General features: G+C 40.2%; 19 protein-coding genes. 12 read left to right on the top strand and 7 right to left on the bottom strand.

Features of this window, described 5'->3' with window-relative positions; genetic code table 11:
* The first annotated feature begins 7 nt into the window (after positions 1-7).
* On the top strand, positions 8-2,482 hold the full coding sequence (torA, locus tag L5B83_RS08535; protein ID WP_265778166.1) for a trimethylamine-N-oxide reductase TorA: 2,475 nt from the start codon (positions 8-10) through the stop codon (positions 2,480-2,482).
* Positions 2,483-2,538: 56 nt separating this feature from the next.
* On the opposite strand, the gene L5B83_RS08530 is transcribed toward torA, so the two are convergent.
* From L5B83_RS08530 to L5B83_RS08515, 4 genes are read right to left on the bottom strand one after another with little or no spacing between them, the layout of a single operon-like run.
* A complete protein-coding gene (locus L5B83_RS08530; RefSeq protein WP_265778165.1) occupies positions 2,539-3,147 on the bottom strand; it encodes a hypothetical protein in 609 nt (202 codons plus the stop codon).
* 58 nt (positions 3,148-3,205) lie between these two features.
* Entirely contained in the window at positions 3,206-3,595 is a 390-nt protein-coding gene (locus tag L5B83_RS08525; protein WP_265778164.1) for a SufE family protein, read from the bottom strand.
* A 4-nt stretch (positions 3,596-3,599) separates the two neighbouring features.
* Entirely contained in the window at positions 3,600-4,799 is a 1,200-nt protein-coding gene (locus L5B83_RS08520; RefSeq protein WP_265778163.1) for an aminotransferase class V-fold PLP-dependent enzyme, read from the bottom strand.
* Complete coding sequence (locus L5B83_RS08515; RefSeq protein ID WP_265778162.1) at positions 4,789-5,322, bottom strand: thermonuclease family protein; 534 nt, start codon at positions 5,320-5,322, stop codon at positions 4,789-4,791. The genes L5B83_RS08520 and L5B83_RS08515 overlap by 11 nt, the downstream gene beginning before the upstream one ends.
* Positions 5,323-5,445: 123 nt before the next feature.
* On the opposite strand from L5B83_RS08515, the gene L5B83_RS08510 reads away from it, so the two are divergent.
* The 3 genes from L5B83_RS08510 to L5B83_RS08500 are packed head-to-tail and all read left to right on the top strand — an operon-like array spanning position 5,446 to position 7,896.
* Positions 5,446-5,859, top strand: a complete 414-nt coding sequence (locus L5B83_RS08510) for a CidA/LrgA family protein (RefSeq protein ID WP_265778161.1) — start codon at positions 5,446-5,448, stop codon at positions 5,857-5,859.
* Positions 5,856-6,542, top strand: a complete 687-nt coding sequence (locus L5B83_RS08505; RefSeq protein WP_250350404.1) for a CidB/LrgB family autolysis modulator — start codon at positions 5,856-5,858, stop codon at positions 6,540-6,542. Before L5B83_RS08510 ends, L5B83_RS08505 begins: the two co-directional genes overlap by 4 nt.
* Position 6,543: 1 nt before the next feature.
* Positions 6,544-7,896, top strand: coding sequence for an anti-phage deoxyguanosine triphosphatase (locus tag L5B83_RS08500; protein ID WP_265778160.1), 1,353 nt, complete (start codon positions 6,544-6,546; stop codon positions 7,894-7,896).
* A gap of 14 nt (positions 7,897-7,910) precedes the next feature.
* Here the strand turns inward: L5B83_RS08500 and L5B83_RS08495 are convergent, their stop codons facing one another.
* The gene (locus L5B83_RS08495) at positions 7,911-8,246 is read right to left on the bottom strand and encodes a hypothetical protein (RefSeq protein WP_265778159.1); all 336 of its coding nucleotides are present in this window, start codon (positions 8,244-8,246) and stop codon (positions 7,911-7,913) included.
* Positions 8,247-8,482: 236 nt separating this feature from the next.
* Here L5B83_RS08495 and lrp point away from each other — a divergent pair, with 236 nt between their 5' ends.
* The 7 genes from lrp to prfA all read left to right on the top strand — a co-directional run bounded on the left by lrp (position 8,483) and on the right by prfA (position 17,696).
* Complete coding sequence (gene lrp, locus L5B83_RS08490; RefSeq protein WP_103852795.1) at positions 8,483-8,962, top strand: leucine-responsive transcriptional regulator Lrp; 480 nt, start codon at positions 8,483-8,485, stop codon at positions 8,960-8,962.
* A 1-nt stretch (position 8,963) separates the two neighbouring features.
* Positions 8,964-11,858, top strand: a complete 2,895-nt coding sequence (locus tag L5B83_RS08485) for a DNA translocase FtsK (RefSeq protein ID WP_265778158.1) — start codon at positions 8,964-8,966, stop codon at positions 11,856-11,858.
* A 102-nt stretch (positions 11,859-11,960) separates the two neighbouring features.
* Positions 11,961-12,581, top strand: coding sequence for an outer membrane lipoprotein chaperone LolA (gene lolA, locus L5B83_RS08480; RefSeq protein WP_265778157.1), 621 nt, complete (start codon positions 11,961-11,963; stop codon positions 12,579-12,581).
* Between the two features lie 89 nt (positions 12,582-12,670).
* Entirely contained in the window at positions 12,671-14,020 is a 1,350-nt protein-coding gene (locus L5B83_RS08475) for a replication-associated recombination protein A (protein WP_250364487.1), read from the top strand.
* A gap of 73 nt (positions 14,021-14,093) precedes the next feature.
* A complete protein-coding gene (gene serS / locus L5B83_RS08470) occupies positions 14,094-15,383 on the top strand; it encodes a serine--tRNA ligase (protein WP_265778156.1) in 1,290 nt (429 codons plus the stop codon).
* Positions 15,384-15,485: 102 nt separating this feature from the next.
* Positions 15,486-16,484: an acyltransferase family protein gene (locus L5B83_RS08465; RefSeq protein ID WP_265778155.1), complete on the top strand. Its 999-nt coding sequence runs from the start codon at positions 15,486-15,488 to the stop codon at positions 16,482-16,484.
* Positions 16,485-16,613: 129 nt separating this feature from the next.
* Positions 16,614-17,696: a peptide chain release factor 1 gene (prfA, locus tag L5B83_RS08460; RefSeq protein WP_265778154.1), complete on the top strand. Its 1,083-nt coding sequence runs from the start codon at positions 16,614-16,616 to the stop codon at positions 17,694-17,696.
* 75 nt (positions 17,697-17,771) lie between these two features.
* On the opposite strand, the gene prmB is transcribed toward prfA, so the two are convergent.
* Positions 17,772-18,710 (bottom strand): 50S ribosomal protein L3 N(5)-glutamine methyltransferase, encoded by a 939-nt coding sequence (gene prmB / locus L5B83_RS08455; protein ID WP_265778153.1) that lies wholly within the window; start codon positions 18,708-18,710, stop codon positions 17,772-17,774.
* A 179-nt stretch (positions 18,711-18,889) separates the two neighbouring features.
* The gene (purE, locus tag L5B83_RS08450) at positions 18,890-19,387 is read right to left on the bottom strand and encodes a 5-(carboxyamino)imidazole ribonucleotide mutase (RefSeq protein ID WP_265762013.1); all 498 of its coding nucleotides are present in this window, start codon (positions 19,385-19,387) and stop codon (positions 18,890-18,892) included.
* A gap of 252 nt (positions 19,388-19,639) precedes the next feature.
* Here purE and pepN point away from each other — a divergent pair, with 252 nt between their 5' ends.
* Entirely contained in the window at positions 19,640-22,249 is a 2,610-nt protein-coding gene (pepN, locus tag L5B83_RS08445; protein ID WP_265762012.1) for an aminopeptidase N, read from the top strand.
* Positions 22,250-22,295 lie beyond the last annotated feature (46 nt).

Genomic DNA, 22,295 nt, shown 5'->3' with positions numbered 1-22,295 from the left:
TTAAAAAATGAAAAAACAAGACAATATTAATGCAAGTCGTCGCGATTTCATTAAACATTCTTCGCTTGGCCTTGCAGGAACATCTTTAACGGGCGGTGTTGTTGGCTCTTTAGTTACCTCTCAGCCAGCCCTTGCAGCCGAACAAACAACGGTTGTTACAGCCGCTCACTGGGGGCCATTAGGCGTTGTGTTAGAAGACGGTAAAGTGGTTAAATCTGGGCCAGCCATTCCTTCTCCACTTGTTAATGAATTACAAACTGTTGTTGCGGATCAACTTTATAGTGAAACACGCGTAAAATATCCTATGGTGCGCAAAGGATACCTAGAAGGAAATAAAGATACGACATTACGTGGTAGAGATGAATGGGTACGAATTTCTTGGGATAAGGCATTTGAACTTGTCGCAAATGAAATGAAACGCGTGCGAGATAGTTATGGCCCAACTGGCATTTATGCGGGGTCTTATGGGTGGTATAGCTCTGGTGCGTTGCATGCGGCAAGAACATTATTACACCGTTATTTAAATGTAACGGGTGGCTTTGTTGGTTCAAAAGGGGATTATTCTACTGGGGCAGCACAAGTGATTATGCCACACGTTTTAGGCACGATAGAAGTTTATGAACAGCAAACAAGTTGGGATGTCATTTTAGAAAGTTCTGAAATTGTCGTATTATGGTCGGCAAACCCACTTACCACATTGCGTATTGCGTGGACCTCCACCGATCAGCAAGGTATTGAATACTTTAAGAAATTAAAAGAAAGTGGGAAACGTATTATTTGTATTGATCCTGTACGAAGTGAAAGTTGTGAATTCTTAGGTGCGGAATGGATCCCAATCAATACCGCAACAGATGTGCCATTAATGTTAGGTATCGCCCATACATTGGTTAGCGAAAATAAACACGATAAAGCCTTTTTACAAAAATATACGGCAGGCTATGATAAATTTGAGGCATATTTGTTAGGCAAAGCCGATGGACAGCCAAAAGATGCCGCTTGGGCAAGCAAATTAACGAGTGTTCCTGTTGAAGTCATTAAGCAATTAGCCACTGATTTCTCCACTAAGAGAACAATGCTTATGGGCGGATGGGGAATGCAACGCCAGCGTCATGGTGAACAGAGCCATTGGATGATGGTTACCCTTGCCTCTATGCTCGGACAAATTGGCTTACCGGGTGGTGGCTTTGGTTTCAGTTATCATTATGCAAATGGTGGCGCGCCAACGGCAACAGGCGGTATTATCGGTTCGATTACCGCAAATCCATCTGTGCAAGCTGGAGAAAAAACGTGGTTAGATGAAACATCAAAAATGTCTTTCCCAGTAGCGCGTGTCGCTGATGCCTTATTAAATCCCGGAAAAACAATCCAATATAATGGCACAGAAATTACCTATCCTGATATTAAATTGGTTTATTGGGCAGGTGGAAACCCATTCGTACATCACCAAGATACTAACACATTGGTTAAGGCGTTTTATAAACCGGAAACCTTCATTGTTAATGAAGTCAATTGGACACCAACAGCACGTATGGCGGATATTGTATTGCCTGTTACCACAAGCTATGAGCGTAACGACTTAACAATGTCAGGCGACTATTCAATGATGAATATTTATCCAATGAAACAAGTTGTCTCTCCGCAATTTGAAGCGAAAAATGATTATGATATTTTTACGGAATTAGCGAAACGTGCCGGTGTAGAAGCACAATTTACCGAAAATAAATCGGAAATGGATTGGTTAAAAGGCTTCTACCAAACCGCATTTGATGCGGCACGCAAAAACCGTGTATTAATGCCTAAATTTGAAAAATTCTGGGAAGAAAATAAACCGATTACCTTTAAAGCAAGTGAAAAAGCTAAGAAATGGGTTCGTTATGAAAATTTCCGCAATGATCCCTTACTTAATCCACTCGGCACACCATCAGGTAAAATTGAAATTTATTCTGATGTGATCGCCAAAATGAATTATGATGATTGTAAAGGCTACCCAAGTTGGATGGAGCCAGCCGAATTTGCGGGCAACACAACACCAGAAGCACCCCTTGCTTTGGTTACACCACATCCATACTACCGCTTGCATAGCCAGCTTGCTCACACATCATTACGCCAAAAATATGCGGTGAATGATCGCGAACCCGTGCTAATTCATAAAGATGATGCGGCAGCACGTGGCATTGCTGATGGCGATATCGTTCGTATTTATAATCAACGCGGACAAGTGCTTGCTGGTGCTGTTGTTACTGATGGTATCATCAAAGGTACAGTCGCCTTACATGAAGGGGCTTGGTACGATCCAGCGGATCTTGGACAATCGGATAAACCATTATGTAAAAATGGTTGCCCAAATGTACTGACTCGAGATGAAGGCACATCAAAACTGGCACAGGGTAATTCACCAAATACCTGTATTGTACAAGTGGAAAAATTCACTGGTGAAGCTCCAGCGGTTACAGTCTTTAAACAACCAAAACAATCAGCTTAAAATTGCTAAGCGAAAATGAAAATCAGCCTCTAGGGGCTGATTTTTTTATTTGTTATCTAACTGTCTTCCCGTGTTTGTTGTTGAAATTCAAATTGTGGAGGAAGTTGGGGTTTTAATTCATCTTCATCAATTTTTTCGACATCTGGGGTATTAAGTAAAGGTTCTTCTTTACTGTGAGTACTTTTTTCCTTGCCGATTAGCTGTGGTAAAATTTTGCTGTAACTGCCTTTTGGTGATAAAGCGCTGGTGATAAAAGCACGGTTAAAGGCATCACCAAATTCTTTGTCTAGCACGGTGTCGTTTAAAATAAAATAGCCCTTGTTTGGCAAGGCAATGTAGCTTAATACATCATTAGGGGAGAAATCGGGAAAGATTTTTTGCAATTCCGCGAGCCAATTATCCGTATCCCCTTCTATCTTGAGGGCATTGATTTCTTTGATTAAACTAATGGCGAAACTTTTGCCTTCCACGGGTTTATCAAAATTGAACGAGAGCATTAACGGGCGTTGATTTTCTTGATAATGACCTGTTTCAGAATAGAGGCTTAAGGTGTAAATTTGAAACGGCCCCCAGTTATAATCAGCATTGCCCACCATTTTCCAATCTGCCCAAAGGGCGCTGGAAAATAAGGTAGAAATTAAAAATGCGACAAGTTTCTTTTTCATTCTTTTTCCTGATAAATTGCTTGTGGCGATTATAGCAAGTTTTTTATTTTCGACAGATTTAATTTGTACAAGTTGCTAAATTTCGCACAATTTGTTCAATTTGTTTTAAACCATTTAAGCGAGAGTGGCTTAATCGTTGTGCGATCCCAAGTTCATCAAAATAAGCGGTTAAATCAAAAGATTGTAATTGTGCCGCTGTTTTGCCGTTAATTTCTTGCAAAATCAGCCAAAGCAAGCCGTTAATAATGCGTGCTTCGCTGAAGGCATTAAATAGAAAAGTGCGGTCGTTTTTTTCTTCAAATTTGAACCAAACCTTGGCTTCACAGCCAGAAATAGGTTGCATTTGAGCAAGGGTTTGTTCATCTGGGCGAGAGAGCATTTTTCCGCTTTGAATGATGAAACGATAGCGATCTTCCCAGTTTTGGGCGTTTTTTATTTTTGTTCTCATTGCATTAATCTAACAGTGCTAAAGCCTTATTCAAGGCGTTAAAAAAGTGTTCAATATCTTGCTCATTATTATAAGGGGCAAGAGAAAGGCGTAATGTACCACGTTGTCCAAGCCTTGCCAAATAAGGTTGTGCGCAGTGTTCGCCTGCGCGTAAGGCAATATTTTGTTCGGCTAAAAGGGTAGCGAGATCAGAAAGATCAATATGCTTAAATAAAAAGCTAATAATTGGGCTGTGATCGTGATAAGCAAAAAGCTGACAAGTGGGATATTGTTGCAAGCGCACGATGATTTTTTCACTTAATTGAGCCACATACTGATGCACGGCATTTTTATCCCATTTTTCTAGCCATTCTAGCACCGCATTAAAGCCGATTACCCCAGCAATATTGGGCGTGCCAGCCTCTAGTTTATAAGGTAGTTCAGCAAATTCGGTATGCTGTGGGCTGACGTTCTGAACCATTTTTCCACCGAATAGCAAAGGCTGAAGTCGGTTAAGTGCGGTCAATTTTCCGGCTAAAACGCCAAGCCCTGTGGGGCCATAGATTTTATGTGCCGAAAAGGTGAGAAAATCCACATCAAGCTGTTGTAAATCAATCGGGAGATGATGAATGGCTTGTGCTGCATCAGCTAAGATTAACGCGTTACTTTGGCGGCGAATAATAGGGATGAGATCGGCTAAAGGCTGTACCACACCTGTTACATTCGACATCATATTTAATGCCACAATTTTGCAGGTTTTTTGCACCGCACTTTTTAATGCACGATCATCAATAACGCCGTTAGTCTGCAATGGGAGGACGATTAGTTTCGCGCCTGTTTTTTGGCTTAACTGTTGCCAGCTAACAAAATTGGCGTGGTGTTCCGCTTCGCTGATGATGATTTCATTTTGTGGCGTAAGCTGTGGTAATAAGCCGTTAGCCACCAAATTAATCGCGTGCGTGGTGCCTGATGTCCAAATAATGCTTTGTTCACTTTCCGCATTGAGCAGTTTTTTCACTCTAGAACGAGCCTGTTCATAGCGCGTGGTTTGTTGTTCATCATATTGGCTGCGATGTACCGAGCCGGCGGATTGATAGAAAGCAACCGTCGCATCAATCAGGGCTTGCGGTTTTAAGCTGGTGGCTGCGCTGTCGAAATAAACGGCTGCGTTAGGTTGTTGAAAATAAGGGAAATTTTTCCTAAATTCTGCGGGATTAAAAGCCATAGAATAATCCTTTCTCTTTTTGTTGGCGTTTTTGTTTACGCTGTTCACTTTGTATTTTTCGCCATTGTTCAGGTGGAATGGGTTGCGGATCTTGCCATAAGCCGATGCGTTGTGAGCGTGCCAGCTGTTGGGCGGTAAAATAGTGTTGATCTTTTGCATAACGAGCATACACCCACGCCATTCCTTGCTTTATCATCATAAGATTTACATTTTGACCTTGTTGGTTGAACACCGTCGCGAGGGTACGTTGATAGCGGTCATAGCCTGTAATTTGAAGCTGAACAAATTGTTTATAAATCAGGTTTGCTAACGTTTGACGCGATTTATTACCAAAAGGTTGTTTCTTTTCTGGGGCATCAATGCTGTCTAAACGGACTTTGATTTGTTTGTTATTTTCAAGCAAGCAACGGAATGTATCGCCATCAGAAATCGCAACCACACGGCAAGGGATGATGCGTGTCGCATTGGCTTGGGGAAGCCAAAATAGTATCATAATAAAGAACAAGAAACGCTTTTTTAACATTCTGATCACATTGATTTTAAAAACTTTTGAAATTTTCCTTATTGTAACGAAAAGCCATAACAAAACGAATAAAATAAGAGTAGAATTATTGTGATTTTAATCAATTAACAAATTTGTAGCGGTATGACCCAGAAGATTTTTCAGTTATTACGTTCTTTTGCTATTCTTTTTTTAATGCTTTTTCTCGGTGAGCAAATCGCTCGTTTTATTCCTATTGGCATACCGGGGAGTATTTGGGGATTGCTTTTATTATTCACCTGCTTAATGTTACAAGTGATTAAAGTGCATTGGATTTTTGCAGGTGCAAGCCTATTAATGCGTTATATGGCGGTGCTGTTTGTACCAGTAAGTGTCGGGATTATTCAATATTCTGATCTTTTACTCCGTCAGGCCAAGGTGCTATTAATTCCTAATGTGGTTGCGACAATTTTGACATTAGTGCTAAGTGGCATTTTGGCGGATTATCTTTTTTCCCAACAGTCTTTTGCTGGATTACGCAAAAAAGTCTTGAAAAAACGGGCTAAGGAGAGTAGATGATTTACGCCTATACTTTGCTCACCCTTGTGGTGTTTAGTGTTGCATTACAAATTAGTAAGCGTTTGAAATCAATTATTTTTAATAGTTTTATCCTTACCGTGGCAATGTTGATCAGTATTGTAGTTATGTTTGATGTACCTTATACCGATTATATGGCAGGTAATGCGCCGCTAAATCATTTATTAGGCGTGAGTGTGGTTGCCTTAGCCTTGCCCTTATATGAACAATTTCGCCAAATTAAAGAATATTGGAAAACGATCTTATTTATCACCGCACTTTCTTCGCTATTCTCTATGCTAGTGGGCGCGCTACTCGCCTTGTTATTAGGGGCAGAACCGGAAATTGTCGCGACCATTTTACCGAAATCAGTTACCACGCCCATTGCAATGGAAATCGCACAAAATATTGGTGGTATTCCTGCCGTTGCCGCGGCAGCCGTATTGATTGCAGGACTACAAGGCTCAATGTTTGGTTATTTAATTTTGAAAGTAATGAAAATAAAATATGCGGAATCCATTGGGCTTTCCATTGGTGCTGTTTCGCACGTTTTAGGTACAGTGAGCTGTATGGAAGTCGATCCTAAAGCGGGGAATTATAGCTCAATCGCCTTAGTGCTTTGTGGTATTCTAAGTTCCATTTTTGCCCCTTTTGTATTCAAATTCATTTATTTTTGGGTTGTGTAGAATGAAAAATGTAGTGAATAGCCTTTGGCACGAACGTTATATCCCAGATAACCCGCGAGAAAAAGATCATCGTCCACCATTTCGTCGAGATCGTGGACGTATTTTACACAGTGCAGCCTTTCGCTGCTTACAAGCCAAAACGCAAATTCACGCGGTGGGTGAAAATGATTTTTACCGCACACGTTTAACCCATTCTTTGGAAGTGGCGCAAATTGGTAGCAGCTTGGTCGCACAGCTTAAATTTACCGAAGCATTCGCTCATTTGTCCGAGCAATTAAAGATAGACAAAAGCCTTTTACAAAAACAGTTAAAGCCTTTATTACCTTCTAATGATCTGATTGAAAGCCTATGCTTTGCTCACGATATAGGGCATCCGCCTTTTGGACACGGTGGTGAAGTGGCATTAAATTATATGATGCGAGATCACGGTGGTTTTGAAGGCAATGCACAAACTTTCCGCTTATTAACCAAGTTAGAGCCTTATACTGCAAATGCAGGAATGAATTTAACCCGCCGAACCTTACTTGGTGTGGTGAAATATCCTGCCATTTTAGATTGTTCTTCACCACAGTATGGCGAAATTTTGCCGCAAGGGAGTGAAAATCCCTTGTATGCCAAAATTGCGGATTGGAAGCCGGGAAAAGGGATATTTCGCGATGATGTTGAAATGTTTCACTGGCTATTAGCACCATTAAGTGAAAAAGATCGCCAGCTTTTTCAGCAATTTAGCAAACCAAGAACAATGCCGCAGCAAACACTAAAAACCTGCTATAAATCTTTAGATTGTAGCATTATGGAATTGGCGGACGATATTGCTTATGGCGTCCACGATTTGGAAGATGCCATTGTGGTTGGGGTGATTCATTTACATCAATGGCAAGACGCATTGTTGCAGCTTAAAAATAGCCCTTCTCAATGGATTAAGGCGAATATTGAAAGCCTGAGTGCAAAACTGTTTTCAGCACACCATTATGAACGTAAAAATGCCATTGGGGCATTGGTAAATTATTTTATTACCAATGTGCGGTGGAAAATTCATCCTGAGTTTGATGACCCGTTATTACGTTATAATGCGGAATTGCCAGAAGATGTAATTAGCGTGTTGAAAGTGTTTACTGATTTTGTGTGGCGATATGTGATTCGTGATGTCAATACGCAACGCATTGAATATAAAGGGCAGCGGATGTTAACAGAAATGTTTCAAATTTTTGAGAGCGATCCTGAACGCCTGTTACCCCGTAATACGGCTGCGCGTTGGAAAAATGCTGCGCCGAATCAGAAAAAACGGATTATTTGTGATTATATCGCGGGAATGTCAGATGCTTATGCCATCAAAGTGTATCAACAGCTTTAATTCAATAAGGGAGGCTAAATACAGCCTCCACAACTTCCGCAACGCCAATCGTCTTTATTTACCGCTTGATAAAACCAGCGCATATAATGTTCTTCTAACGGAATATCCGCAGCAATAAACACATCACTTAACCATTCAATATTAGCAAGAATCCAATCATCTTCATCAAGCCCCTCTAAGTAAAGTTCGTCGGTAGGATCAATGAAATTATAAATTCCCCTTGTTCCCATATCGTGTTCGCGTTTTTGTTCTGGGATTTTAAGAGGCTTGTCTTGATAAAAAATTTCCCAATGCCCTAAACAAAGGGTATTGCCTTGCGTACTCCAACGCGCAATGAATGGATTTTCCATAGTAAGTATGAGTTGTCATCAATCAGTGATTGAATTATTGATCCAATTAAAACAAAGCCGAATACCCAATTCACCTTATTTTTATAAGGGCATTATGTGAAAGTGCGGTGTGATTTTGAACGATTTTTTGTTTTTAAAGTCTGAAGTTTCCCTATAAAATTTTATAGAATAGTGTAAAATTAGTCGTTATTTCTATTTTAAGCGGTATTTTACCGTCGTTTACGGTGGAAAATTTTATGGAAAAAAAATTACCTAAAGCCCTTGATGCCATTGATATAAAAATTCTTAACGAATTACAACGTAATGGTAAAATTTCTAATATTGACCTTTCTAAGAAAGTCGGATTATCGCCAACCCCTTGTTTAGAGCGTGTAAAACGCTTAGAAAAACAAGGCGTGATTATGGGGTATCGTGCGTTGCTTAACCCTGAATTATTGGACTCGCCCTTGTTGGTGATTGTAGAAATTACCCTCGTACGCGGAAAACCCGATGTGTTTGAAGAGTTTAATGAAGCGGTGCAACAGCTTGATGAAATTCAAGAATGCCATTTGGTATCGGGTGATTTTGACTATTTACTCAAAACGCGTGTAGCGGATATGGCAGCATACCGCAAATTGCTTGGCACAACCTTATTGCGTTTGCCCGGCGTGAATGATACCCGTACCTATGTGGTAATGGAAGAAGTGAAACAGACCAATTTTTTACAATTAAAATAAGATGATTAAACGAATTACAGCAAAACTCACACCAAAACAATATATTGCAGAATTGTGTTTAGGTGTCATTTCTTTATTTGGTTTGTATTTGATTATTGCTTGGTCAAGTTACAGCCCTTTTGATAATACGTGGGCGGTGTCTTCCTCGCAGCCTGAAACCCTCAATAAAGCAGGGGCGTTGGGTGCTTGGCTCATCGGCTTATTTTTCACCTTGTTTGGACATATCGGCAATTTAATTCCTTTTATTTTATGCTTTGTGCCTATTTATTTATTCAAAACGAAAAAATTCACTCAGATCACCTGGATTAAAACCATTCTTCGCACTTTCGGGGGTGTTTTACTCTTTAGTGGCTTAACTGCATTAGCGACGTTATTGCTCTCTAATACCAGCGCTTATCTGGCTGGTGGGGTGTTGGGTGGAAGCTTAGTGGTTGCGCTTTATCCTCTTTTGGGTAAAGCGGGCGTGATTTTATGTGCCTTATTGTCTGCAATCGCTGGGTTTATTTTGTGTTCTGGTAAGGCGCTGATACAGCTTTTCATCAGATTTTACTATTGGCTTACAATGAATGAAGATAAAACCCCTGCGATGGCAATGCCAACTGAGCCGCAAGCAGACAGCGAATCTGAGCCTTTAGAAGAAATTATTATCCAAAAGCCAGTGCCAATTTCGTCATTACAAAATGAAAATGCAGAGCAAAGCGAAGCAAGCGAAGAGCAAAATAAAGATAACCAAACCTTTATTCAAATTAGTGGCTTACAAGAATTTGTTCAGCCAGAAGTGCCACTTACACATAATCAAAGCCAAGCCGTTTCCAATAACCAAGAACTTTTTGATCCGCGCCAAATGGAATCCCTTTCCAATTATGATGTAGGGCAAGAAGAGCCATTGCCGAATGTGCGTCTTCCTCAAGCAAGCACAGTAACAAGCCCAGCTACACAAATTGGCGTAAGCACAGAACAGATAATGGTTGAGCCTGTTCAACCTGTTGTAGCACAGAAGAATTCAGCGGTGCAGACAGATTTACCAAATGTGGCTGATTTACCAAGTGCGGTGGATTTTTCCACTGAATTTTCTGCAATAACGCAAGAACCTGAATTAAAGGTATCCATTCCTGATTATTCTTCAGAAAACCATTCAGAAACAGAAAATTGGGCAGAGCAAGAGAATGAAATGGATGAATTGGCACGTCAATTTGCAGAACAAGAACAACAACGTTTAGCGGAGATGGAACAGCGCGCAAAGGAAATCAATGCAGAAGAAGCCCTAACGCATATTCTTACCGAAAAATTACCAACAACGCATACTCAGCCGACGGAGAGTAAATCAGAGATCAGCCAGCCCACTTACAAACCTTATGGGGATTCATTAATTCACCCTGCTTTTCAACAACAAGTGAAAAAAGCGGAAAAACCGACCACACCACTGCCAAGTTTAGATTTATTAGATAAGCGTGAAGTGGAAGAGCAAAATATCACCCGTGAGGAAATTTTGGAAACCTCACAACGAATTGAACAACAATTGCGCAATTTTAATGTGAAAGCAAGTGTAAAAGATGTGTTGGTAGGCCCCGTGGTAACGCGCTATGAATTGGAATTGCAGCCCGGAGTAAAGGCCTCAAAAGTGACCAATATTGATACGGATTTAGCTCGTGCGTTAATGTTCCGCTCAATTCGTGTTGCTGAAGTGATCCCAGGTAAACCTTATATCGGCATTGAAACCCCGAATTTACACCGCCAAATGGTGCCACTGCGTGATGTGCTAGATAGCCCGGCTTTCCGTGAATCAAAATCCTTGCTTTCAATGGCATTAGGAAAAGACATCAGTGGCAATCCAGTGATTGTCGATTTAGCAAAAATGCCTCATTTATTGGTTGCCGGTTCAACGGGGTCAGGGAAATCCGTTGGGGTGAATACGATGATTTTAAGTTTACTCTTTAGAGTGAAACCTGAAGAAGTAAAATTTATTATGATTGACCCCAAAGTAGTGGAGCTTTCTATTTATAATGACATTCCTCACTTGCTTACCGAAGTCGTTACCGATATGAAAAAAGCAGCGAATGCATTGCGTTGGTGCGTAGATGAAATGGAACGTCGCTATCAATTATTATCCGCTTTGCGAGTGCGTAATATTGAGGGCTATAACGAAAAAATTGACGAATATAACGCAATGGGAATGCCTATTCCAAATCCAATTTGGCGTCCGGGTGATACGATGGATACAATGCCGCCAGCCTTAGAAAAACTCAGCTATATTGTGGTGATTGTGGATGAGTTTGCCGATCTTATGATGGTAGCAGGAAAACAAATTGAGGAGCTTATTGCTCGCCTTGCACAAAAAGCCCGTGCTATTGGAATTCATTTAATTTTGGCTACGCAACGTCCTTCAGTGGATGTCATTACGGGCTTAATTAAAGCCAATATTCCAAGTCGTATTGCCTTTACCGTGGCAAGTAAAATTGACTCTCGTACCATTCTTGATCAAGGCGGAGCTGAAACGCTGTTAGGTCGAGGAGATATGCTTTATTCAGGGCAAGGGTCGTCGGATTTAGTTCGTGTACACGGTGCCTTTATGAGTGATGATGAAGTGGCTCGAGTGGCTGATGATTGGCGAGCAAGGGGCAAACCTGATTATATTGATGGCATTTTAGACAGTGCTGATGAGGAAGAAGGGGAAGTCACTCGCAGTGGTGATGAGGGCGAGCTTGATGATCTTTTTGATGAAGTGATGAATTTTGTGATCGAAACAGGCACAACCTCTGCATCATCAATTCAACGTCGTTTCCGTGTCGGCTTTAACCGTGCCGCACGCATTATGGATCAGCTTGAAGAACAGGGCATCGTATCACCATTGCAAAATGGAAAACGTGAAATTTTAGCTCGTCGCTCAGATTATTAGTTTAATCTTTCAGAAAATGACGTAAAAAATGCAACAAATGGGACATTTGATTGTCTGATTAACACAATGATTTCCCATTATTTTAGAATGTAAGGAACATTTATGAAAAAAATGGCAGCAAAAATGACCGCACTTATGTGTTTAGGATTAAGCCAATTGGCTTGGGCAGATGCGGTGAGTGAATTACAAATGCGTCTTAACAAAGTGGATGTGTTAAGTGCCGATTATGTACAGAAAGTGAGTGATGCGAAAGGCAAAGAAATTCAACAAGGGCAAGGCAAACTTCGTATTAAACGCCCAAATTTATTTAGAATGGATAATCAATCTCCGCAAGAAAGCCAGATTGTATCAGACGGCAAAACCCTGTGGTTCTACGATCCTTTTGTGCAACAGGTTACTGCAAATTGGGTGTCTGATGCAGTGAATAATACGCCATTTGTGTTGCTTACTAGCAATGATCAGGGGCAATGGAAAAAATATACGGTGGCGCAATCTGCAGATACCTTTACCCTTAGACCGAAATCAGCGAAAAGCAATATTAAGCAATTCACTATTCGCATTGATACTGATGGCGTGCTGAAAAATTTCAGTACGACAGAGCGTGATGGGCAAACCAATTTATACTTATTGCGTAATATCACCAATCAACCGTTAGCGGATAATTTGTTTAAATTTACTGTGCCGAAAGGGGCAGAATTAGACGATCAACGTAAGAAAAAATAACCGCACTTTATTCAAGGCTAAATTTCGATTTAGCCTTATTCTTTTTTAACTCATTGAAAACCCAATATTATTTAGCTGAGAATATACCAATGTCGAATCTTGCTTTTGATTTTGCTGAAAATGATTTCCGTCCTCTTGCTGCGAGAATGCGTCCCACTCACTTAGACGAGTATTACGGACAAAGCCACTTAGTTGGTGCGGGTAAGCCATTACGTAAAGCCATTGAAGCAGGGCATATTCACTCAATGATTTTATGGGGACCTCCCGGCACAGGCAAAACCACCTTAGCAGAAATTATCGCACAGCGAATTAATGCGGAAGTGGAGCGTATTTCTGCGGTAACGGGTGGGGTGAAGGAAATTCGCGAGTCGATTGAACGGGCGAAGCAAAATCGCCTAGCTGGGCAACGCACGATTTTATTTGTGGACGAAGTACATCGTTTCAATAAAAGCCAGCAAGATGCTTTTCTGCCTTACATTGAAGATGGTACGGTAATTTTTATTGGTGCAACCACAGAAAATCCCTCTTTTGAACTCAATAATGCCTTGCTTTCAAGGGCGCGCGTGTATGTGCTGAAATCATTAACCTCACAAGAAATTGTAGCGGTTTTACAGCGTGCCATTGAGGATAAAGAAAAAGGGCTGGGCAATTTGCATTTAACCTTAGAAGAAAATTTGTTGTCAATGTTGGCAGATTATGTCAATGGTGATGCTCGCCTTGCACTCAATAGCCTTGAATTAATGGTGGATATGGCGGAAGAAGAAAAAAATAGCAAATTTTTACACCGCACTTTATTAACGGAAGTGTTGGGCGAACGCCAAGCCCGTTTTGATAAACAAGGCGATCGTTTCTATGATCTGATTTCGGCATTGCATAAATCTGTGCGAGGTTCCGCACCTGATGCGGCGTTGTATTGGTTCGCACGGATTTTAACCGCAGGTGGTGATCCGCTATATGTTGCAAGACGTTTACTTGCCATTGCCTCTGAAGATATCGGCAATGCTGATCCTCGTGCAATGCAAGTGGCAATTGCTGCGTGGGATTGCTTCACGCGTGTTGGTGCTGCGGAAGGTGAAAGAGCCATTGCTCAAGCGATTGTCTATTTAGCCGTAGCGCCGAAAAGTAATGCCGTGTATCAAGCTTTCAAAGCAGCCAAAAAGCACGCCTTAGAAAGCCCTGATTATGATGTGCCAGAACATCTACGCAACGCGCCCACCCATTTGATGAAAACGCTAGGCTATGGGGCAGAATATCGCTATGCGCATAATGAAGAAAATGCTTATGCGGCAGGTGAAAACTATTTCCCTGAACCGTTAAAAGATACCCAGTATTATTTCCCAGTGGCAAGAGGAATGGAAATCCAAATTGGAGAAAAATTGGCACGATTACGTCAATTAGATCAACAAAGTACAAATATCCGTTATAAATCGAGTAAGTAGCCTAGTTTATTTTTCTTATCCGATCTAAAATAGAACCGTTTTTTGAGCATATTTATTTTCTAAAGGTAACAAAATGATCGATGCAAATTTATTACGCAATAATCTTGCCGAAGTGGCTGAAAAATTAAAACTAAGACGTAGTTTTGAGTTAGACGTTGCACGTATTACAGAATTAGAAGAGCAACGCAAAGCCTTGCAGGTTAAAACCGAAACTTTACAAGCGGAGCGTAATGCCCGTTCAAAAGCCATTGGAGCAGCCAAAGCTCGTGGTGAAGACATTGAGCCATTGTTGGCGGAAGTGGATAATATGGGCATTGAATTAAGTATGGCAAAAAGCCAACTTGATGACGTGCAAGCAGATCTACAAGAAATTGCCCTCAGCATTCCCAATATTCCAGCCGATGAAGTACCACTTGGTCAGGATGAAAATGATAATGTGGAAATTGCTCGCTGGGGTGAGCCAAGAACCTTTGATTTTGAAGTGAAAGATCACGTTACCTTAGGTGAACGTTTACAAGGGCTAGATTTTGCAGCGGGAGTAAAATTAAGCGGGGCGCGCTTTGTGGTGATGAAAGGACAAATCGCCAAAATGCACCGTGCGTTAGCGCAATTTATGCTGGATTTACACACGGAACAACACGGTTATAGCGAAACCTATGTGCCTTATTTAGTGAATCACGCCACCCTCTATGGCACCGGGCAGTTGCCAAAATTTGGTGAAGATTTATTCCATACCAACCCACTAGAAGGGGAGCAACCTTACGCCTTAATTCCAACCGCCGAAGTGCCAGTAACCAATCTAGTACGTGATAAGATTTTAGAACAAGCCCAATTACCCATTAAAATGACGGCTCATACCCCTTGCTTCCGTTCTGAAGCGGGATCTTACGGGCGTGATACACGCGGTTTGATCCGTATGCATCAATTTGACAAAGTAGAAATGGTGCAAATTGTTGAGCCTGAAAAATCAATGGAAGCCTTAGAAGAACTCACCAGCCATGCTGAAAAAGTGTTGCAGTTGTTAAATCTACCTTATCGTAAAGTTTTATTATGTACTGGTGATATGGGCTTTGGCTCAGCAAAAACCTATGATTTAGAGGTTTGGGTACCAGCCCAAAACACCTACCGTGAAATTTCTTCTTGCTCAAATATGTGGGATTTCCAAGCACGCCGTATGCAAGCGCGTTATCGTGTGAAAGGGGAGAAAAAGCCACGTCTTGTTCACACCCTAAATGGTTCAGGCTTAGCTGTTGGTCGTACTCTTGTTGCTGTGCTAGAAAACTACCAAAATGCTGATGGCAGCATCACTGTGCCAGAAGTGTTACGTCCATATATGGGCGGATTAGATGTAATCGAGGTCTAATTTATTTATTTTTTAATGTAATGCCCATTTCATATAGAGAAATTGGGCATTTTTTATTGGTGGCATACGTGTCTTTTAATAACTTTATCAAGGTAATTTGTAATGTTTAATATTTCTAAAGAACAGTCTCAGTATATAAAAGGTTGGGCTGTGGTATTAATGTTTATTCATCATGTATTTGGTTTTCCAAATAGGGCTCCAGAAGGAATGTTTTTATATTTATTTCCAGATCTTGGGATAGAATTTCATATAGGAGCACTAAGTAAATACTGTGTTTCTATTTTTTTATTTATTAGTGGTTATGGATTTGCAGTAACAAATCATAAAAATAATAGTTATTATTTTAATAAAATTTTTTCAACTTATCGTGTAGCTTGGATAGTTTTTATTATTTGTATTCCTTTGGATATTTATTTCAAATCTTGGAATATTAATTTAGGTGGCAAAGAGATCTTTCTGAATTTTTTTGGCTTTTCTAGTTCATATAATGGAGAATGGTGGTTTTTATTACCCTACCTATTATTTGTTGCAATTACACCACTTCTACAATCTCTAAGAAATAAGGTATTATCTCTTATTGGATTAGCTTTTGTTTTACACAATGTTTCAGCATCAGGATTATGGGGCGAAGCACTTTATTGGTTTCCTGCGTATGTAATAGGTTTTTCCTTTGGAATATTAAAGGATTATGTTATAATACGAACAAATAATATTTTATTCAAAATATTATTTGTAATAGTATACTATTACTTTACCGAAATTGGATATCGATATTTTGGGGTAGAGAGTATGGTATTTCTCGTCCCTTTTGTTATCTATATTTTCCTTTCTTTATTTGAAGTTACCAAATATATACCCGGAATAAACAAAATGTTATTTTCTTTTGGTAATAAATGCATTTATATGTGGCTAGTTCATTCCTTTTTTGCTTATCATTTTTTAGCAAAAATTATCTATTATCCTAAATACACAATATTAGTTTTACTGAATTTATTAGTTATCACATATTTAGCAGCAACAATTCTATCAAAAATTGATCAGTATATTGTTTCATTTTTTGTTAAAATAGATTTAAAGAATAAGTTGCTAAGCGTTAGATGAGTTTTATATAATAAAATCAAAGTGCGGTTTTTTTGACCTCGCTTTATTTTTTTATGGAAATATTATTTTAACAACTTTTATGGTAAACTATAGGCTAGTTTAATGTAATTAATATTTAGGTCAAATTTCATGAAATCTTCTATTATCAGTAAATTAGATAGTTTAAATGAACGCCACGAAGAGTTAGAAGCTTTGCTTGGCGATGCCTCAGTAATTAGTGATCAAGAAAAATTTCGTGCTTATTCTAAAGAATATGCACAACTCGAAGATGTGGTGAAATGCTTTGCACGTTGGAAACAGTTAAACAGCAATATAGAAGACGCAGAATTATTGCTTGATGATCCAAGTATGCGTGAAATGGCACAAGAAGAAATTGAAGAATGCCAAGCTGAAATTGAGCAAGTAGAAGCGCAATTGCAAATTTTATTACTACCAAAAGATCCGAACGATGAATACAACTGCTATTTAGAAATTCGCGCAGGAACAGGGGGCGATGAAGCTGGGATCTTTGCGGGTGATTTATTCCGTATGTATAGCCGCTATGCAGAAAGTAAACGTTGGCGTGTGGAAATGCTCAGTGCAAATGAAAGCGAACAGGGCGGTTATAAAGAAGTGATCGTAAAAATCAGTGGCGAAAACGTGTATGGTCAGCTTAAATTTGAATCTGGTGGGCATCGTGTACAACGTGTACCGAAAACCGAATCACAAGGTCGAATTCATACCTCTGCTTGTACAGTGGCAGTAATGCCAGAATTGCCAGAAAGTGAATTGCCAGAAATTAACCCAGCGGATTTACGTATTGATACTTATCGTTCATCAGGGGCTGGAGGACAGCACGTCAATACGACGGATTCTGCCGTGCGAATCACCCATATTCCAACAGGTATCGTGGTGGAGTGCCAAGACGAGCGTTCACAGCATAAAAACAAAGCCAAAGCAATGTCGGTGCTTGCTTCTCGTATTGTTCAAGTGGAACAAGAAAAATTAGCTGCAGAACAAGCGGATACAAGGCGTAATTTATTAGGTTCAGGAGATCGTTCCGATAAAATCCGTACCTATAACTACCCGCAAGGTCGTGTTACGGATCACCGTATTAACCTGACGATTTATCGTTTAGATGAAGTGATGAATGGAAAAATTGATGAATTGATTCAACCAATTATTACCGAATATCAAGCCGATCAGCTTGCAGCATTGTCAGATCAAGGCTAACTAGCGAAGCAAGAAAATACAAGTGAGGTGGGAAATGGCTATTTTTTCCACCGCACTTATTTTTTTACGAAATAATTAAGCGCGATTTAATTCAACCAGTTGTTTTTTTGTTAATGCGAAAACGCCTAATCCGCCATTTTTTAGCGCTAACCACTGGAATGGTGCGTGAGGGAATTGCTCAATTAAATGGATCATACTATTTCCCACCTCACACACTAATACCCCGTCATCTGCCAGATAATCAGCGGCAGATTTTAAAATTTGTTTAGTAATCTCTAATCCATCAACGCCAGAGCCTAGCGCCATTTCTGGTTCGTGATGATATTCTTCAGGCATTTCATCAAGATCTTCTTTATCCACATAAGGTGGGTTGGTCACGATAAGATCGTATTTATCTTGAGGAAGATGAGTAAACAGATCGGATTGAATTGGGAAGACGCGATCACTGAGATTGTGGTGCATAATATTGATTTCCGCCACATCTAAGGCATCAGTGGAAAGATCAATCGCATCGACTTCCGCCTCTGGGAATTGGTTTGCGCAGGCAATCGCAATACAGCCACTGCCTGTACACATATCCAAAATTCGTTGTGGGGCTTTGGTGAGTAACCCTGTAAAGCGTTCTTCAATTAAAGCGCTAATAGGGGAGCGAGGTACGATCACGCGTTCATCCACATAAAATTCTAATCCGCAAAACCACGCGCGGTTGGTTAAATAGGCAACAGGAATACGTTGCTCAATGCGTGCCAAAATCAGTTCTAACAAATTTGCTTTTTCGCTTTGTGTTAAACGGCTGTCATAAAGCTCCGTAGGTAAATCAGGCGGAAGCTGTAATGTGGTTAATACGAGTTGCTGTGCTTCGTCCCAGGCGTTGTCATAACCGTGTCCATAATATAAATCAGAGCGATTAAAGGTACTGTATGTCCAACGTAGGAAATCTTTTAGAGTGTGAAGTGAATGTGTCACGTTATCTGCAAGAATTTGTTGAATGAGTTCTTGGTTAAAGGCTGTCATCAATGTTTTCCAATTCAAAAAGAATAAATTTAAAGTGGTTAATGATACATTAATCAATGAGCTAAGTCAGCTGAAGAGAGCAAAGAAAATAGACGGCGTGACAGTAATAAAGTGCGGTGGGATTTCAGTTTGTTTTTGATTAAAAACGCGCAAAATTTTGACCGCACTTTTTTTGCATCTTAACCGCGCGGATCGGGGTTATCCAACACGGTTTGTGTTTGATTTTGACGGAATTGCTGTAAGCGTGTGGCAAGTTCAGGGTTAAAACGGGCTAAGATTTGTGCCGCTAATAACCCAGCATTCGCTGCCCCCGCCGCACCAATGGCTAATGTCCCAACAGGAATGCCTTTTGGCATTTGCACGATAGAGTAAAGACTATCCACGCCATTTAAGGTTGCACTTTTTACTGGAACGCCCAACACGGGAACAAGGGTTTTGGCGGCGATCATTCCCGGCAAATGAGCCGCACCGCCAGCCCCCGCAATAATCACTTTGTAACCATCCTTTTCGGCGTTTTCAGCAAATTGAAATAATCTATCTGGGGTACGGTGAGCTGAAACAATTTCAATATGATGAGGCACGTTAAGCTCTGTGAGAATTTGAGCGGCTTCTTGCATTGTCGCCCAATCACTTTTTGATCCCATTACAATTGCAATTTCAGCGATTTGGTTTGGCATAGTTTTTCCTATTCATAAAAAATTAACTGAACTAGGATAGCATAGCTTACGCTTTATAAGCAAACGATTGCCTTGTTTGCTTGATTGACCAAAAATTAGCAAGATAACCTGATTAAGTGAACATAGCGTGGCTTGTTTTCCTTGCAACTTTGGGCTAAAAATCTTATCCTAGCAACAATTTTTCTACCCTAATCTTAATAAAGATTTCATATTGGATAACCTTCTTAAAAACAAGCATACTAGGTGTCATATATGCAGACAAAAGCTAAATACAGAAAAGATTATCGCACGCCAGATTTTACCGTAACGGATATTTTCTTGGATTTTCAATTAGATCCAGAAAAAACTGTGGTAACAGCGAAAAGCCAATATCAGCGACTAAATTCGGCGGCAACACAATTACGTTTAGACGGGCATAGTTTTCAATTTGCAGAAATTCGTTTAAATGGTGAAGATTTTAAGAAATATCAGCAAGATAGTGAAGGGTTAAGCTTAGATCTGACGCATCTTAACGTTGAGCAATTTGAATTAGAAATTATTACCTATCTTAATCCAGCGGAAAACACTTCTTTACAGGGCTTATATCAGTCAGGAAATGCCCTTTGTACGCAATGCGAGGCTGAAGGATTTCGTCAAATTACCTATATGCTCGATCGTCCTGATGTGCTAGCGCGTTATACTACCAAAATCACTGCCGAGAAAGCAAAATACCCTTATTTATTATCTAATGGTAATCGTATTGCCAGCGGTGAGCTAGATAATGGTTTCCATTGGGTGGAATGGCAAGATCCTTTCCCTAAACCGAGCTATTTATTTGCCTTAGTGGCAGGGGATTTTGATGTTTTGCAAGATACCTTTACCACACAAAGCGGACGCGAAGTGAAACTTGAGCTTTATGTGGATCGGGGCAATTTAAACCGTGCCGATTGGGCAATGCAAAGCCTGAAAAAATCAATGAAATGGGATGAAGAGCGTTTCGGGCTAGAGTACGATTTAGATATTTATATGATCGTTGCGGTAGATTTCTTCAATATGGGGGCAATGGAAAACAAAGGCTTGAATATTTTCAATGATAAATTTGTATTGGCCAATCCACAAACCGCGACCGATGAAGATTATTTAGCCATTGAAAGCGTGATTGCTCACGAATATTTCCATAACTGGACGGGCAACCGTGTTACTTGTCGTGATTGGTTTCAGCTTAGCTTAAAAGAAGGTTTAACGGTATTTCGTGATCAAGAATTTTCCTCTGATACCGGCTCTCGGGCGGTAAATCGGATTAATAATGTGAAATTCTTGCGTACCGTGCAATTTGCTGAAGATGCAAGCCCTATGTCGCATCCAATTCGCCCAGAAAAAGTGATTGAAATGAATAATTTCTATACGGTAACCGTCTATGAAAAAGGGGCAGAAGTGATTCGTATGTTGCATACTTTGCTAGGGGAACAAGGTTTCCAAGCAGGAATGCGAGAATATATTTCACAAAATGATGGCAAAGCGGCGACTTGTGAAGATTTTGTGCAGGCAATGGAAAAAGCGAATGGCATCGATCTCAGTCAGTTCCGCCGTTGGTATAGTCAATCAGGCACGCCAGAACTCACTATTAGTGATAGCTATGATGAACGTTCGCATACCTATCGTTTGCAAGTATCACAACATACGCCAGCAACCGCCGATCAAATGGATAAAGTGAATTTACATATTCCATTGAAAATCGCCCTTTATGATGAGCAAGGAATTGCCCAATCTTTGCAATATTATGGTGAAGTCGTGAGTGATGTGTTAGATGTCACAGAACAGACGCAAACCTTTGAATTTCATAATATTTATTCACGCCCTGTGCCTGCCTTATTATGTGATTTTTCTGCGCCAGTGCGTTTAGATTATGATTACAGCACCAAACAGTTGATTACCTTATTGAAGTTTGCGAAAAATGATTTTATCCGTTGGGATGCAGCGCAAATGTTGTTTAGTAACGAGTTACGTCGTAACTTATCACAATATCAGCAAGGGCAACCACTTGAATTTTCAGAAGAAATTCTTACCGCACTAGGTCAAGTATTAGAAAACCATCAGAAAGATCCAGAATTAACCACGTTAATTCTTACCTTACCGAAAGAAACCGAATTTGCCGAGCTGTTTAAAACCATTGATCCTGAAGGCATTGCCGTAGTGCGTGAGTTTATGCTACGTACCTTAGCAGAATATTTGAAGTCAGAGTTATTCCGCATTTATCAGCATATTCATTTGGAAGATTATCGTGTGGTTCAGCAAGACATTGCCTTGCGTGCTTTGCGTAATCTCTGCCTAAATTATTTGGCATATACCCATTTAGGCAATAATTTGGTGTATAAGCACTATGTGAATGCAAATAATATGACAGATTGTTTGGCGGCGTTATCAGTAGCAACGAAAGCACAGCTACCTTGCCGTGATGAGTTATTGGCTGATTTTGAACAAAAATGGCAGCACGATGGCTTAGTGATGGATAAATGGTTTGCCTTGCAAGCAACACGACCTGATACTGATGTGCTACAAATTGTGGTGCAACTAATGGATCATCCAAGTTTTAACTTTAATAATCCAAATCGTGTGCGTGCTTTAGTGGGCAGTTTTGCAGGACAAAATCCACGTGCTTTCCATGCTGCAGATGGGGCAGGTTATCGTTTCTTAACGGATATTTTAATTCGTTTAAACGACACCAATCCACAAGTTGCCTCAAGATTAATTGAGCCATTGATTCGCTTTAAACGTTATGATGCACAGCGTCAAACCTTGATGAAACGCGCCTTAGAACGCTTGAGCGAAGTGGAAAACCTCTCTAAGGATTTATTTGAAAAAATCGAAAAAGCTTTACAATAATCCAACCAAAGTGCGGTTAAAAATGACCGCACTTTTTTACAGTTTA

Source organism: Avibacterium sp. 21-599, assembly GCF_026226765.1.
Classification (GTDB): Bacteria; Pseudomonadota; Gammaproteobacteria; order Enterobacterales; family Pasteurellaceae; genus Avibacterium.
Note: the sequence above shows the minus strand (reverse complement) of the source record. Positions and strands in the feature narration are given on the sequence as shown.